Genomic DNA, 13718 nt, shown 5'->3' on the forward strand with positions numbered 1-13718 from the left:
TAACCAAGATAGTGGCTTTTTTGCTTGTTTTTTGTGCAAAAAACTCGATAATGTGACTTTTTTGGCAAAATTTATTGACAACGCTATTGTGAAGACCGTATAGTCTGCTGACAAGAGAAAACCAACTGTTTTCCTAAGTATCTTGTCGCTATTCTCCTCGTGTTTATCAACAAAAACACAATCGTCATTATAAACACCATTGCTGAACAAAATGACTAAACGCAATTACTGATATTGAGTTTTTGACGCAGACTCTTATGTAGCCTTTTTTATCCTTATTTCTTATTACCTTGCATCCAATGATGGCAATGCGTACATAAGCAGACATATAAAACCAAAACTACATAAAATACAGCGCTGTGCACACACCCATATCATCATATTACCGTTATTTTAATCACTGTCGTGACTTGTGCTGCTAATGGCATCTCTCATCTGATCAATTGCTAATGACCTATCTATGAATCTTACTGAATTAAAGAAAAAATCAATCGCTGAGCTATTGGCTATCGCCAAAGAAATGGGTCTTGATAATATGGCGCGTAGCCGTAAACAGGACATTATCTTTGCTATTCTAAAAACCCATGCGCGTAACGGTGAAGCCATTTATGGTGACGGTGTACTTGAGGTTCTTCCTGATGGTTTTGGATTTTTGCGCTCATCAGAAGGCTCATATTTAGCCGGTCCTGATGATATTTATGTCAGCCCTAGCCAGATTCGCCGTTTCAGTCTAAAAACTGGTGACAGTATCGCTGGTACGATTCGTCCACCAAAAGATTCTGAGCGTTATTTTGCATTATTAAAAGTTGGCGAAATCAACTTTGATACGCCAGATCGCTCACGTCATAAGCTTATCTTTGAGAACCTGACGCCCCTATTCCCAACTGAGCATTTAAAACTTGAGCTTGGTAACGGAACCACTGAAGATTTGACTGGTCGTATCATCGATCTAATCGCTCCGATTGGTAAAGGTCAGCGCTCTATCATCGTCGCACCGCCAAAAGCGGGTAAAACGATGTTGCTACAGACCATCGCGCAATCAATCACTCGTAATAATCCTGAATGCTATTTGATCGTACTATTGATTGATGAGCGTCCAGAAGAAGTCACCGAAATGGTACGTACGGTACGCGGTGAAGTGGTCGCCTCTACCTTTGATGAGCCGCCACAGCGTCACGTACAAGTTGCTGAAATGGTCATCGAAAAGGCCAAACGTTTGGTTGAACACAAGCAAGACGTGGTGATTTTACTTGATTCAATTACACGTCTAGCACGTGCTTATAACACGGTCATTCCATCGTCAGGTAAAGTATTGACGGGTGGTTTAGATGCCAATGCCCTAGAACGTCCAAAACGTTTCTTTGGTGCTGCGCGTAACGTGGAAGAAGGTGGTAGTTTGACCATTATTGCCAGTGCATTGATTGATACTGGTAGTAAGATGGATAGCGTCATTTTTGAAGAATTTAAGGGAACGGGTAACCAAGAGATTACGCTTGAGCGTGACTTGGCTGAAAAACGTGTATTCCCTGCGATTAATATCAAAAAATCTGGTACACGCCGCGAAGAGCGTCTATTGGACGAAGACAAACTGCGTAAAGTATGGATTTTACGTAAACTGCTTCAACCGATGGATGGCGTACAAGCCACTGAGTTCTTGTTGGATCGCTTAAAAGAAGCGAAGACCAATGATGAATTCTTTGAGCAAATGAAGCGTAAATCACAAAACTAATTCTTAGTTAGTTTGCTAGAGATATTCAGCTTTGATTCAATATTAAGACTACCTATAGGTAGTCTTTTTTATAGCAGTATCGAAGTATTAATAGTTAAACCCATTAGGACGTAATCTGCACTGTCGTTCACAGGCGTTGCTGATGATACAGTACGGCAACATCGCTTACATCTCGTTTGCAAAGTTTAGCGTTTTTACTACGACTATATTATTAGTAACCGACTATTATGACAGACAGTAGGGATATACTTGAAAATATCATAGACACAGTATTTTGAAGGTATTGTATTTTAAACTTGATGACTTAATAGGTGATAATATGAAATTTGCTAAAACGATCGCAATGACTGCAATTACTAGCTCAGCACTAATCATGACTGGTTGTAACTCTTATAGCGGTATGAGCAACACAGCTAAAGGTGCTACTGCTGGCGCAGCCGCTGGTGCTCTTATTAAAAGTAAAGGCGACAGCAAAGATATCGCTCGTGGCGCATTGGCTGGTGCAGCGATTGGCGGCGCTGGTGGTTATGTTCTTGACAACAACTAAATCTTTCTACGCTGATATTATTTGACAATTGATTGAGTAATATCAGATAAAAGATAATAAAAAAGCCTGCAGCGAATTGCAGGCTTTTTTATGTCTCAATTTTTATTATAAGTCCATGCACTAAACTTATAATAAAAAATATCAGTATTAGAAATACATCATTAGTCAAATACACGATTATTAATATATATGGCCATTAAAGTGCACCGCTGAACGTATCACAAGATTGTACATTACCGCTTTCTAGACCACGGGTGAACCATTCGACACGTTGTTGACTGGTACCATGAGTAAAGTTATCAGGTACTACTGCACCACCACTCGCTTTCGCTAGACGATCATCACCAATTTGACCAGCTGCATTCACCGCTTCGTCAATATCACCAGCTTCTAAAAACTGTACACGCTCTTGATTACGCTGTGCCCATACACCAGCAAAACAATCTGCTTGTAACTCTTGCAATACTGATAGCTTATTGGACTGTGCTTGGGTCACTTGCTGACGAGCTTCATTGACCTGTTGGCTAATGCCCAATAGCGTCTGAACATGATGACCTACCTCATGTGCTATCACGTAGGCCTGTGCGAAATCGCCAGCCTTGCCTTGGTTCTCTTCACCACCAGAGCCTTGCTGATCGCCTGAAATGCCAAGATTCTGACGCATCTCTACGAAGAATGACGTATCCAAATAAACAGTCTGATCCCCTGGACAATAAAATGGACCTGTTGCAGAGCTAGCACTACCACATGCCGAACTGACCTGGCCATTAAACAAAATCAATGATGGCTCTTGATAAGTGCTACCAGCTTCATTAAAGATTTGATGCCAGACTTCTTCTGTATCTGCCAATACAACTTTCACAAACTGCGTATCTCGGTCTGTGCTAGTTGCAACCTCAGTAGATGATTCACTACCACCGCCTGTGACCGCTTGGCCTGTCTGTAATGCGGTCATTGGGTTTACCCCAAATACCAACCATAGAATACCAGCGATAATAATACCGCCAATACCACCGCCAATCATCTTACCGCCACCTGTGCTAGAGCGCACATTCGAACTGCCTCGTCTACCTTGCCATTTCATAATTCTATTCCTCAAATATAGATTGATTCACTATTTCTATTAACTACTATCTCTACTAGCCACTACTTTTATTAATTATTACTTATGTTATATATTATTTGGCCAGCTAATTCACGCTATGACCTAGTCTACTATCCTAAAAGCAAGTAGAAACCTATAAAATTGCTAACTTAACTATAATTTATGTAATATAAGACGACAATCGGACTACTTAATTCAATTCTTACCCATAAAAACGAGGCTAATATCGACAATTTTAGACAAGAAACAGGAACCAGAAAAGCTCTCCATCCTTCTCATGTCTTTGATTATACGTCGATTAATCTAGCTTCTTGTATTAAAAAGTATATCGGATAGAGAAAGTAAAATATTATTTTAAATTTTATTGTTACTTAATTGTACAGGCTATTTCTATTTACTTAGAAAACATATAGAATGCGTGGAAGCTGAGTAGCTGTGACTAAGACTAGTTGAATTCTGAGAAATCTCGGATTTCGACCTTTGTTGCTGCTACTGCTCATTTCATTTTTCCGGAGAAAACCATATGAAACTTAAATTACTTGCTCTAGCTGGTATCATGACTGCAACTATGGGCCTTACTGCCTGTGATAGCAGCAAAGAAAACGCTGCTGAAGATTTATCTGACGCGCAAGAAGAAGTGCAAGACGCTTCTGAAGAGCTAAACGAAGCTGCTGCTGAAGGCGAAATGACTGCTGATGCTGACGCTGCTGTTGCTGGCGCTGAAGCTGACATCGCTGATGCACAAGCTGCAACTGCTACTGACGAAATGGACGCTGAAGTTCCTGTAGACGGCGATACCACTAGCGTAGACGTAGCTAGCGAAACTGATACTGCTGCTGTTGAAGCTTCTGACGAAGTAGTAGTTGAAGAAGCTCAGTAATTTATTGTTCATACAATAGATCAACTGTAGTAAAAAAAAGAGAGCTTATGCTCTCTTTTTTTATGTCTACCATTTATGATATTAGTATGATTTTACTTTATAGATAATCCTAATATAGGATACGTGCTGCAATATCGAAATACATAGATGTACGCAAAAATAACTAAGTACAAATACGCACTAGCATTCTTATAAACTCACGATAAAACAGACACACTATCGTTCAGCGCACTGCCAAACTAGGTATTAACTATCAAACAAACGCTCGTCAACCTTCTGACGAAATTTTTGCCCTGTCTTAAAAGTAACCACACGGCGCGCGGATACTGCAACAGGCTCCCCTGTTTTCGGGTTACGGCCTGGACGGCTGTTTTTATCTTTAAGCTCAAAGTTGCCAAAGCCTGAAAGCTTGACCTCTTTGCCATCAATCAAACTCTCTGACAGCTCATCAAAAAAGTTCTCCACCAGACAGCGGCCTTCTTGGCGTGTTAGGTTTAGGTGACTCATCAAATGCTCAATCATGTCAGATTTGGTTAAGGTGCTCACAGTACGACTCCTATGCTATGTCGTGATGTCGAATATCATGGTTTAGCGGTATGAGGGTTAAGGCTAGCTATTATAAAGGTTTTTTGACCATTTATTAACAAAGTCTTTATTAAAATCCTTTATTAATAACCACTTAACTTATTCTATGAATAGCAATGCTCCGTAGCCTCGTGGTAAAAAGACTACAGAGCATTGGGTATAATACTTACTAAATGTTAGCTGTCGCGCAGCTGTACTGAATGCTGGTCAGTTAGCGCTTGTACCACTTTATCTGTGGCAGTCTTGACGGCTTCGTCAGACAACGTTTGCGTACTATCTTGCCATATCAATGCAAACGCTAGTGAGCGCTGGCCTGCTGGTACTTTGTCACCTTGATAAACATCAAATAACCAAAGATCAGTCAACAAATCACCTGCCGCAGTTCGCACCGTTGTCTCTAGTGTCTGCAAACTGATGTCACTGTCTACCAAGATAGCAATATCGCGGCGTACTTGCGGGAACTTGCTTGGTGTCGTGATAGCATGCTGCTCACGTGCAATCGTCAATAGCGGTGCCAGTGACAATTGAGCGACCCATGTAGTCGGCAAATCTAATTGCTTAGCAGTATTTGGGTGCAACTGGCCCAACCAACCAACATATACATCATCGATATATAACTCAGCGCTTTGTCCTGGATGCAGGAAGCTCAGCGTGCTACGCTCGTAGCGGATACGTGCGCTATCGATTTGAGCTGGTAGTAGCTGCTCAATATCATGCTTTAGATCATAAAAATCTAAGGCGCGGTTTTGATAAGCTTGCTCGCTCCATATATCACCAACTGCGACTAAAGCAATACTTGGCGTTTGTACTAAATCACTAATACTTTGTCCAACAAAGCTAAGACCCGTTTCAAAGAAACGTACACGTGGCTGTTGACGATTCAAGTTATATTGCACGCAAGGCAGTAGGCTCGATAGCAAAGTACGACGCATAACCGCCAAATCACTAGAGATAGGGTTTGCCAGTGCCAACACTTCCCCTAGCGCTTCGTCGTCAAGCAATGCTTCTAGTTTTGCATCACTAAAGCTAAAGCTGATCGCTTCCATATAGCCGTTGTCGACCAATGCGAGCTTCATCTCATGCGTCAAATCTGCAGTATCATCATAATCCATGCTGACTTGCAAATGTGGCAGGACACTTGGAATATTGTCATAGCCATAGATACGAGCAATTTCTTCGATTAAATCCTCGCGGATACTCATATCAAAACGATAAGATGGCGGCTTGCAAATCAGTGAATCGCTCTGCTGCTCTACGTCAAAACCCAATTGGGTCAAGATACGTACCATCTCAGATGGTTCAATATCAATTCCAATGACATCACGAACTTTCGCGATTGGCAATGTAATCGGTGCGCGTGCTGGCAAATGCTCAAGGTTTTCGGCCGTGACTATTTGACCTGCTTCCCCGCCAGTAATACTGGTGATTAAATCACAAGCTCGTGCCAACGCCAATGCTGGCAATTCAAAGTCGACGCCACGCTCAAAACGCTGTGATGCGTCCGTATGTAGCCCAAAACGGCGTGCGCGCGCAGCGATAGCGAGCTGATTAAAGAAAGCACTTTCTACAACGATATTGGTAGTGCTATCAGTGACACTGCTACGCTGACCACCCATGATACCAGCCAGTGCCAAGGCACCTTTATCATCAGCAATCACAAGCTCATCACCCGTCAAGATAACGGTTTGCTCATTTAGCAAAGTAATGGTTTCATCAGGCTGTGCCAAACGTACAACGATATCACCTTCGATCGTGTCTGCGTCAAACGCATGTAACGGTTGACCCAATTCCATCAATACATAGTTGGTCACATCGACCAAGAAATTGTGTGAACGTAGACCAGACTGTACCAGCGCATCTTGCATCCATTTTGGAGTATCGATGCTACGATCAATATTACGAATCGATTGCAACAGATAGCGAGGGCACGCTTCCTTTGCATCGACTGTCACAGCTGGTGTTGCGGCAGTGCCAGCGGTATTGGACGAGATTTCTGGCGTTTGTACAGATAAATCGTTGATGACAGATATTTCACGAGCGATACCACGTACGCTAAAGCAATCACCACGGTTTGGGGTGATTGAGATATCCAATACTTGATTATCTAAACCTAGATATTCACGGATATCTGTACCAACTGGTGCACCTTCAGGCAGCTCAAGCAAGCCATCTATATCATCGACTAAATCAATTTCAGAGGCGCCACATAGCATGCCATTTGAAGCCACACCGCGTAGCTTACTCTTTTTGATTTTAAACCCTTTCTTATCATCGCTTGGCAATACCGCACCAACGGTAGCAACCGGTGCTTTCATGCCGACGGTCACGTTAGGAGCACCGCAGACAATTTGTAATGGCTCAGCGTCACCGATATTTACCTGAGTAACACGTAATTTATCTGCATCAGGATGCTGCTCAACGCTGATGACTTCACCGACAACCACACCGCTAAAAGCACGGGCAACCGCATAGCGATCATCAATCTCAAGGCCTGCCATAGTCAACTGTTCGGCTAACTGTTCGCTAGTATTTGTAGGGTTTACCCACTGACGTAGCCACTGTTCGCTAATTTTCATAAATATCTCGGATCAGAATTTTATAATAAAGATGTTGGAGTAAAGCTTGGCGAATTCGCTTGCTATAGTCAATCCTATATAAATTAGATACAGCGTCAGGCTCGCTCAGTCTACGATTTGTAGCACTTTCACTCACTTTCCTTGGATCTAAATTATCTTGAACTAACTATATAGGTATAAAGAAAACTCTAGCCAAATTGCTTTAAGAAGCGCACGTCATTTTGGAAAAACAAGCGCAAGTCATCAATACCGTAATACAGCATCGCAAAGCGCTCAATACCCATACCGAAAGCAAAGCCAGTGTATTTGTCGCTATCGATACCGCAATTGGTCAATACTTGTGGATGCACCATGCCGCAGCCCATCACTTCAAGCCACTTACCATTGTCATCTAAGATATCCACTTCTGCAGACGGCTCAGTGAATGGGAAGAACGACGGACGGAAACGTACGGTCAGCTCTTTGGCAAAAAACGCTTCTAGAAACTCACTAATCAAACCTTTTAGCTCAGCAAAAGTGCTCGACTCGGTGACCATAAGGCCTTCTAGCTGATGGAACATCGGCGAATGAGTTTGGTCTGAGTCATTACGATAAACACGGCCTGGGCAAATGATGCGAATCGGCGGTTCGTTCTTTTCCATGGTACGAATCTGGACAGGACTGGTATGCGTACGCAATAGATAATGCGCATCAAAATAAAAGGTGTCATGCATCGCGCGCGCAGGATGGTGCGACGGGATATTCAACGCTTCAAAATTATAGTAGTCGCTCTCAACTTCGGGGCCAGTTGCAACATTGAAACCCGCTTGAATAAAGTACTGCTGCATACGCTGAGTAATCATAGTTACTGGATGCAGATGACCTTTTTGACCACCGCGAGCAGGCAAAGTGATATCGATGCTCTCACTTTCTAGCTTGGCATTGAGCGCGGCGACCTCTAGTTGCTGCTGCTGATCGGTTAATGCTTGCTGAATGCGGCTACGTACTTGATGCAACCAGCCGCCATAAGTTTTTTTATCATCAGCATCGAGCTTGCCCATCTGCTTTGACCAGCCCGTTAACGGACTCTTTTTACCAGTCAATTGCACACGCAAATCTTGCAGTGTACGCGCATCAGTTACTTGTAGGATTAGAGCTTCAGCAGCACTCGCAAATTCGGTAAGCTGAGCTTCGGTAAGCTCATTGAGCTCTGAAGACAGGGTCGGTAGCGCCGACAAGTCGTTGGTGGCAGCAGGGTTAGTCATAAGACGCATTATTCCTGATTTGAACGGACTATTAATTGTAGGGATTTGACCAAATATTGCAAACCATTTATCCAATTATGTTTATATAAAAGATTAATATAAAGGCTGGTTAGAAAAATGGCTTGAATATTTAGACGATAATAAGCGTATTTCTGCTCGACAAAGTTCAATATAGAGCACACTTAAAATAATTTAATATAAAAAAAGCCACCGACCAGCGGTAGCTTTTATTAATATCATACTATTAATCAATATTAGTCCTATCCATTTAGACAATTGCTTATAAATAATTATTTAAAAGCATCATACCTAAAGGACGGTTAATATTTAGGCCAATTCCGCTTTTGCTTTTTCGACCAATGCTGTGAAAGTCGCTGCATCATGCATAGCGATGTCTGCTAGAACGCGACGATCGATTGCGATGTTTGCTTTTTTCATGCCATTGATGAAGCGGCTATAGCTTAAGCCGTTTAAGCGTGCACCAGCATTGATACGTGCGATCCAAAGACGACGGAAAGTACGTTTCTTGTTGCGACGGTCACGATAAGCATATTGACCAGCTTTAGTCACTGCCTGTACCGCTACGCGGTAAACACGTGAACGGGCACCGTAGTAGCCTTTTGCGCGCTTTAAGATTTTTTTGTGACGGCGATTTGCCTGTACACCACGTTTTACACGGGCCATAATTTACTCCAAGATTTTTTAATCACTGTTAAGCGAGTGATGATGCCGTTAAATAACAAACATCATTGTCAGATTGCAAAGTCAAATATTTTCAATCAAAGATAGATGACGGTAGGCTATTAAATGTATGGGCACATACGACGAACTGCTGCTTCGTCAGACTTGTGCACCAACTTAAGACCACGCAATTGGCGAATACGCTTAGCTGATTTCTTGGTCAAAATATGGCTTTTGAATGCTTGCTTACGCTTGAAGCCATTCGCTGTTTTTTTGAAGCGTTTAGCTGCGCCGCTTCTGGTTTTCATCTTAACTTTCATGATGATTTGCCTCTTTTTCTGTTTTAGAACCTGGTCGTCAAATAGTCACACTGAATAATCGTTATATAAATAACCACTAAACCTCTATTTGCCTCGAGGTGGGAGGCGCTATTTTAGCAGATAGTGCCTTGTTTTGCCAAGTAAAGTTTTGGCGAGGTTTTAGTAGACAATATAGACAAGTAATCAGCATCAAATAAGCGGTAGCAGCTCTCTTAAAAGCCTTAATAAAACGGCTGATTTTCATCCAAATAGATTGAATGTCAGCCTAAGCTGTGCTTAAGTAGAGACTGAGCTATATCTTCATATAAACACTATTAAAACCACCTTATTCACTATGAATATTTACGCTGTAATGTATAGCTACAACGATAACAATGCTGCCAACATATAGCGCGATAAGTAGAATAATCTTTGGCCATCACTCTAGGAGATAGTGTGTCAAAACAAGAGTTAGTATTCGACGACGACTTGTTTGTTTTTGAGACAGTGATGCGTGTACGTCATACGGAAGCCGACGCAGGACAGCACATGACGGTCGAATCTCTGACAGCGCTATTGTCCGAAGCACGGTTAAGGTTTCTATACGCTAAAGGTGTCAAAGAAATCAACGCAGACCATCAAGGCTTAATTATAGATAAATTGCAGCTAGATATTGTAAGCCGTATCCGCGTACGAGAAGAGCTGTTGTTTGAAGTTGGTGTTGAGCCAATATATGATAATGGCGGTAATATAATCCTAAAGGTCACGCGGATGCACACGGGCGAAATAGTAGCAAAAGCGCGCCAGCATTTTAGAGGTTACGACTTTAACCTCAATAAAGTGACTAAGCTTGATAATACGATTAAAGAAGCGTTGTATCCGCATTTATTTAGACTGTAGAATCGCTTATTATAAATAGTATGCTGTTCATTTAGATTTAGCATAATTGCACTCTATAGCGCATTTAGCTGACATCATATTGCTAGCTATTAGTATATTGCAGAGCATTTCAGATAATCTCCCCGCTTTAATCATAAGTAGTATAATTGCTTATCACTCTTTTTCACTTTCTACCTATAAGATGACAAATACATTATGACTTTACCTGCTTGGCTGACTGCCGTAACTTTTAATGATGATGGTTTGATTCCTGCAATTGCTCAAGATCATCAGACAGGTCGTATTTTGATGATGGCGTGGATGAATGCAGAAGCATTACAGCTCACTGCACAAACACAAACAGCGGTTTATTTTTCACGCTCGCGTGCCAAACTGTGGCATAAAGGTGAGTCATCAGGTCATACGCAAACTGTGCATGATATTCGTCTAGACTGTGACGCAGATGTGATTGTGCTTAGTGTCACTCAGGCTGGCGGCATTGCTTGCCATACGGGACGCGAGTCGTGCTTTTATCAGCGTTTGGATTTATCAGGTCAAACGCCTGAATGGCAGACCGTCGATAAAGTATTAAAAGACCCTGCAGATATTTATCATTCTGATGAATCTACTAATGACACTCATGAAACTGAAAACACTGGCGCGAATACTGACTCGGATACTATCCAAGCACAATCTGATACTGCTCAAGCACAAGTCGATAAAGCCTCTGTACTACAGCAGCTTGATAGCGTATTAGCAGAGCGCAAACAAGCCGATGCCGACAGCTCTTATGTGGCCAGCCTGTACGCCAAAGGATTAAATAAGATATTAGAAAAAGTTGGTGAGGAGAGCACAGAAAGTATCATCGCTGCCAAAGATTTTGCTAACTGCGATGAGAGTACAGACAAAGCAAGCTACGATGAAGCGCGTCATGAGCTGATCTATGAAGTCGCCGATGTCTGGTTCCATACCTTGGTTGGGCTAGCATGGTTTGATATAGAGTCGGATGCCGTGTTAAACGAGCTAGGCAGACGTTTTGGGTTATCCGGTATCGATGAAAAAGCCGCTAGATAAGCCTAAACAAAGAATAAACGTCTATTTTATTTGATTATTGTTGCTTTCACCTATTTGTAATAAGTGCAGGTTATAATATAGCTCTGTTTTATCTCGCATTATATGTCGATGCTTTTTGTTTGCTAGATAGACCTTTTTGCAAATTAAAAGCAGGCATATAAAGACTAAAATCCAAGTCACAAAACCAGGTCACAAGGATATCATTATGGGTAGTTTTTCTATTACACATTGGCTGATACTATTGGTCGTTGTCGTTGTCGTGTTTGGCACCTCAAAACTCAGAAATGCTGGTAAAGATTTGGGCGGTGCTGTCAAAGGTTTTAAAGAAGCTGTCAAAGATGAAAATACAGAGCATGCCAAAAAACACGCGGTTCTTGACCACGATGCGACGGCACACACTGAAGAGCGCTCAACCACCAAGGTTGATGATAAGCATAACGTATAGCATCTAAACAGTGACATCGGACCATTATGTTTGATATCGGGTTTTCTGAACTACTTCTCTTCGGCGTTATCGCCCTAATCGTACTGGGCCCAGAAAAACTGCCACAGGCAGCGCGTACGGCTGGGCAATGGTACGCCAAAATTCGCCGTACAGTCTCAACATTGCAGTCTGAAATAGAGGCTGAGCTTGACTTGGCTGAGACACGTCAGCAAATGCAAAAAGAGCTCGCCAAAATTCGCCAGACCGAAGCCGAAATGAGGCGCGAGATGGCTGAGATGCGCGGTAATATGAAAGCTTTTGAAAGCTCACATAGTCCTGCTTCGATAGCTTTTGAAACCGCTACGAATGCTGAAAACAGCAAAGGCGCCGAAGCTCATGAAAATAACCGCACACAAAAGCAGCAATCAGCCACGCCAAAAGCCTTCGACTATGCTTATGCCTCTGACGAGCAGCCAGATACATTAGAAAATGGTCAATTATCGAAGCGCGGTCATAACGGTGACAATATAAATGATCCAAATGTAGATAATGTAAATGCGAGTGACAACGCCAAGGCAGCGCCAGTTGTTCAGACCATCACTACCCGTCCATGGGAGAACATGTGGTTTCGACTTGGCGCTTATGATAAAGCACGTCGGCTCCCAATGCCGCCATATGTGCCAAACTATAAAGCGGATGCCCTACTCAACAGTCCTGCCAACATGCAGACTTCTGACCATAAGCAGGAGACTGATTGATGTCATTATTCAAGCGCAAAAAAAGTCGTCAAGAGAAAATCGCTGTTTCTGCCATTACTGATCAAGATGTTATTGATCAAGAAGCTATTGATCAAACCACTTTTAATAAAGACACTCTTAATCAAGATACTTCAGCAACGACTAATACCGCTCAAGATAAAAAATCAGAGGATGTTTTAAGCCCTTTGGCTGACATGCCTATTACCGAGCATCTGATTGATCTGCGTCGGCATTTGATCAAAATATGTGTGGCGGTACTGATAATATTTTTAGGTTTGGTCGGCTATTCGCGCGAGCTATACAACTTTTTATCTGACCCATTAGTTGCGCAGTTACCTGCCAACTCAACCATGATTGCCACCGATATCACGTCAAACTTTATGGCACCGATACGTCTGACCGTATTTGTAGCTGCATTTTTGGCGATGCCCTACATTCTTTATCAAATTTGGTCATTTGTAGCGCCCGGTCTGTATAAGAAAGAAAAGAAAATCGCTATTCCAGTACTGCTATCTTCTATATTTCTGTTTTATGCTGGCGTGGCTTTTTCTTACTTTATTGTGCTCAAAGGGGTCTTAAAGTTCTTTATCATGTTTGCCCCGCAAAACGTACTACCCATGACGGATATCGACAGCTATCTCAGTTTTGCCTTAAAATTATTTATGGTATTCGGCTTAACGTTTGAGATTCCAGTTGTCACTTTGCTATTGATATTGGCAGGTATTGTCTCCATTCAGAGCTTAGAAGAAAAACGTCGTTATATCATTGTGGGCTGTTTTGCTGTGGCTGCCGTTGTCACGCCACCCGATGGCGTATCGATGCTCATGCTAGCGATTCCGATGTGGTTGTTGTTTGAGCTTGGTTTGTTTTTGGCAAAGATTTTAATCAAAGAAGAGCCCAGTCCTACTCTCGTATCGACAGACAAAGAATAAAACAC

Annotated in this window: 14 protein-coding genes; 8 read left to right on the forward strand and 6 right to left on the reverse strand. The window is 42.3% G+C overall.

All coding sequences use genetic code 11. The features are described from left to right. Nucleotides 1–460: 460 nt before the first annotated feature. Both rho and V6252_RS10055 read left to right on the forward strand, forming a co-directional pair. Nucleotides 461–1729 carry a transcription termination factor Rho gene (gene rho / locus V6252_RS10050; RefSeq protein ID WP_055125334.1) on the forward strand — a complete coding sequence of 423 codons (1269 nt, stop codon included), beginning with the start codon at nucleotides 461–463 and terminating at the stop codon, nucleotides 1727–1729. A 319-nt stretch (nucleotides 1730–2048) separates the two neighbouring features. Next, on the forward strand, nucleotides 2049–2276 hold the full coding sequence (locus V6252_RS10055) for a hypothetical protein (protein ID WP_057761930.1): 228 nt from the start codon (nucleotides 2049–2051) through the stop codon (nucleotides 2274–2276). 196 nt (nucleotides 2277–2472) lie between these two features. Here the strand turns inward: V6252_RS10055 and ypfJ are convergent, their stop codons facing one another. Further along, nucleotides 2473–3360, reverse strand: a complete 888-nt coding sequence (gene ypfJ, locus V6252_RS10060; RefSeq protein ID WP_341610303.1) for a KPN_02809 family neutral zinc metallopeptidase — start codon at nucleotides 3358–3360, stop codon at nucleotides 2473–2475. Between the two features lie 544 nt (nucleotides 3361–3904). Here ypfJ and V6252_RS10065 point away from each other — a divergent pair. Further along, nucleotides 3905–4261, forward strand: a complete 357-nt coding sequence (locus V6252_RS10065; RefSeq protein WP_057761933.1) for a hypothetical protein — start codon at nucleotides 3905–3907, stop codon at nucleotides 4259–4261. Between the two features lie 246 nt (nucleotides 4262–4507). Here the strand turns inward: V6252_RS10065 and V6252_RS10070 are convergent, their stop codons facing one another. From V6252_RS10070 to rpmI, 5 genes are all read right to left on the reverse strand, one after another. Beyond that, nucleotides 4508–4807: an integration host factor subunit alpha gene (locus tag V6252_RS10070; protein WP_057761935.1), complete on the reverse strand. Its 300-nt coding sequence runs from the start codon at nucleotides 4805–4807 to the stop codon at nucleotides 4508–4510. 215 nt (nucleotides 4808–5022) lie between these two features. Further along, entirely contained in the window at nucleotides 5023–7422 is a 2400-nt protein-coding gene (gene pheT, locus V6252_RS10075; protein ID WP_341610305.1) for a phenylalanine--tRNA ligase subunit beta, read from the reverse strand. Between the two features lie 188 nt (nucleotides 7423–7610). After that, complete coding sequence (gene pheS, locus V6252_RS10080; protein WP_341610306.1) at nucleotides 7611–8666, reverse strand: phenylalanine--tRNA ligase subunit alpha; 1056 nt, start codon at nucleotides 8664–8666, stop codon at nucleotides 7611–7613. A gap of 327 nt (nucleotides 8667–8993) precedes the next feature. After that, complete coding sequence (gene rplT, locus V6252_RS10085; RefSeq protein WP_011281252.1) at nucleotides 8994–9350, reverse strand: 50S ribosomal protein L20; 357 nt, start codon at nucleotides 9348–9350, stop codon at nucleotides 8994–8996. 119 nt (nucleotides 9351–9469) lie between these two features. Further along, the gene (gene rpmI, locus V6252_RS10090) at nucleotides 9470–9667 is read right to left on the reverse strand and encodes a 50S ribosomal protein L35 (protein WP_057761939.1); all 198 of its coding nucleotides are present in this window, start codon (nucleotides 9665–9667) and stop codon (nucleotides 9470–9472) included. A 435-nt stretch (nucleotides 9668–10102) separates the two neighbouring features. Here rpmI and V6252_RS10095 point away from each other — a divergent pair, with 435 nt between their 5' ends. The 5 genes from V6252_RS10095 (at nucleotide 10103) to tatC (ending at nucleotide 13713) form a co-directional block, all read left to right on the forward strand. Then, nucleotides 10103–10546 (forward strand): acyl-CoA thioesterase, encoded by a 444-nt coding sequence (locus tag V6252_RS10095; protein ID WP_102093896.1) that lies wholly within the window; start codon nucleotides 10103–10105, stop codon nucleotides 10544–10546. A 195-nt stretch (nucleotides 10547–10741) separates the two neighbouring features. Beyond that, nucleotides 10742–11599 (forward strand): bifunctional phosphoribosyl-AMP cyclohydrolase/phosphoribosyl-ATP diphosphatase HisIE, encoded by an 858-nt coding sequence (gene hisIE, locus V6252_RS10100; RefSeq protein WP_341610308.1) that lies wholly within the window; start codon nucleotides 10742–10744, stop codon nucleotides 11597–11599. 205 nt (nucleotides 11600–11804) lie between these two features. Beyond that, nucleotides 11805–12044: a Sec-independent protein translocase subunit TatA gene (gene tatA / locus V6252_RS10105; protein WP_057761945.1), complete on the forward strand. Its 240-nt coding sequence runs from the start codon at nucleotides 11805–11807 to the stop codon at nucleotides 12042–12044. Between the two features lie 26 nt (nucleotides 12045–12070). Beyond that, nucleotides 12071–12781: a Sec-independent protein translocase protein TatB gene (gene tatB / locus V6252_RS10110; RefSeq protein ID WP_341610310.1), complete on the forward strand. Its 711-nt coding sequence runs from the start codon at nucleotides 12071–12073 to the stop codon at nucleotides 12779–12781. Next, nucleotides 12781–13713, forward strand: a complete 933-nt coding sequence (gene tatC, locus V6252_RS10115) for a twin-arginine translocase subunit TatC (protein WP_341610311.1) — start codon at nucleotides 12781–12783, stop codon at nucleotides 13711–13713. The genes tatB and tatC overlap by 1 nt, the downstream gene beginning before the upstream one ends. Nucleotides 13714–13718 lie beyond the last annotated feature (5 nt).

The organism is Psychrobacter proteolyticus (assembly GCF_038155145.1).
GTDB classification, from domain to species: domain Bacteria; phylum Pseudomonadota; class Gammaproteobacteria; order Pseudomonadales; family Moraxellaceae; genus Psychrobacter; species Psychrobacter proteolyticus_B.

Excerpts from the sequence above, each read along its gene's own strand:
- rho (WP_055125334.1), top strand. The coding sequence starts at position 461 with ATGAATCTTACTGAATTAAAGAAAAAATCAATCGCTGAGCTATTGGCT.
- V6252_RS10055 (WP_057761930.1), top strand. The coding sequence starts at position 2,049 with ATGAAATTTGCTAAAACGATCGCAATGACTGCAATTACTAGCTCAGCA.
- ypfJ (WP_341610303.1), bottom strand. The coding sequence starts at position 3,360 with ATGAAATGGCAAGGTAGACGAGGCAGTTCGAATGTGCGCTCTAGCACA.
- V6252_RS10065 (WP_057761933.1), top strand. The coding sequence starts at position 3,905 with ATGAAACTTAAATTACTTGCTCTAGCTGGTATCATGACTGCAACTATG.
- pheT (WP_341610305.1), bottom strand. The coding sequence starts at position 7,422 with ATGAAAATTAGCGAACAGTGGCTACGTCAGTGGGTAAACCCTACAAAT.
- pheS (WP_341610306.1), bottom strand. The coding sequence starts at position 8,666 with ATGACTAACCCTGCTGCCACCAACGACTTGTCGGCGCTACCGACCCTG.
- rplT (WP_011281252.1), bottom strand. The coding sequence starts at position 9,350 with ATGGCCCGTGTAAAACGTGGTGTACAGGCAAATCGCCGTCACAAAAAA.
- rpmI (WP_057761939.1), bottom strand. The coding sequence starts at position 9,667 with ATGAAAGTTAAGATGAAAACCAGAAGCGGCGCAGCTAAACGCTTCAAA.
- hisIE (WP_341610308.1), top strand. The coding sequence starts at position 10,742 with ATGACTTTACCTGCTTGGCTGACTGCCGTAACTTTTAATGATGATGGT.
- tatA (WP_057761945.1), top strand. The coding sequence starts at position 11,805 with ATGGGTAGTTTTTCTATTACACATTGGCTGATACTATTGGTCGTTGTC.
- tatB (WP_341610310.1), top strand. The coding sequence starts at position 12,071 with ATGTTTGATATCGGGTTTTCTGAACTACTTCTCTTCGGCGTTATCGCC.
- tatC (WP_341610311.1), top strand. The coding sequence starts at position 12,781 with ATGTCATTATTCAAGCGCAAAAAAAGTCGTCAAGAGAAAATCGCTGTT.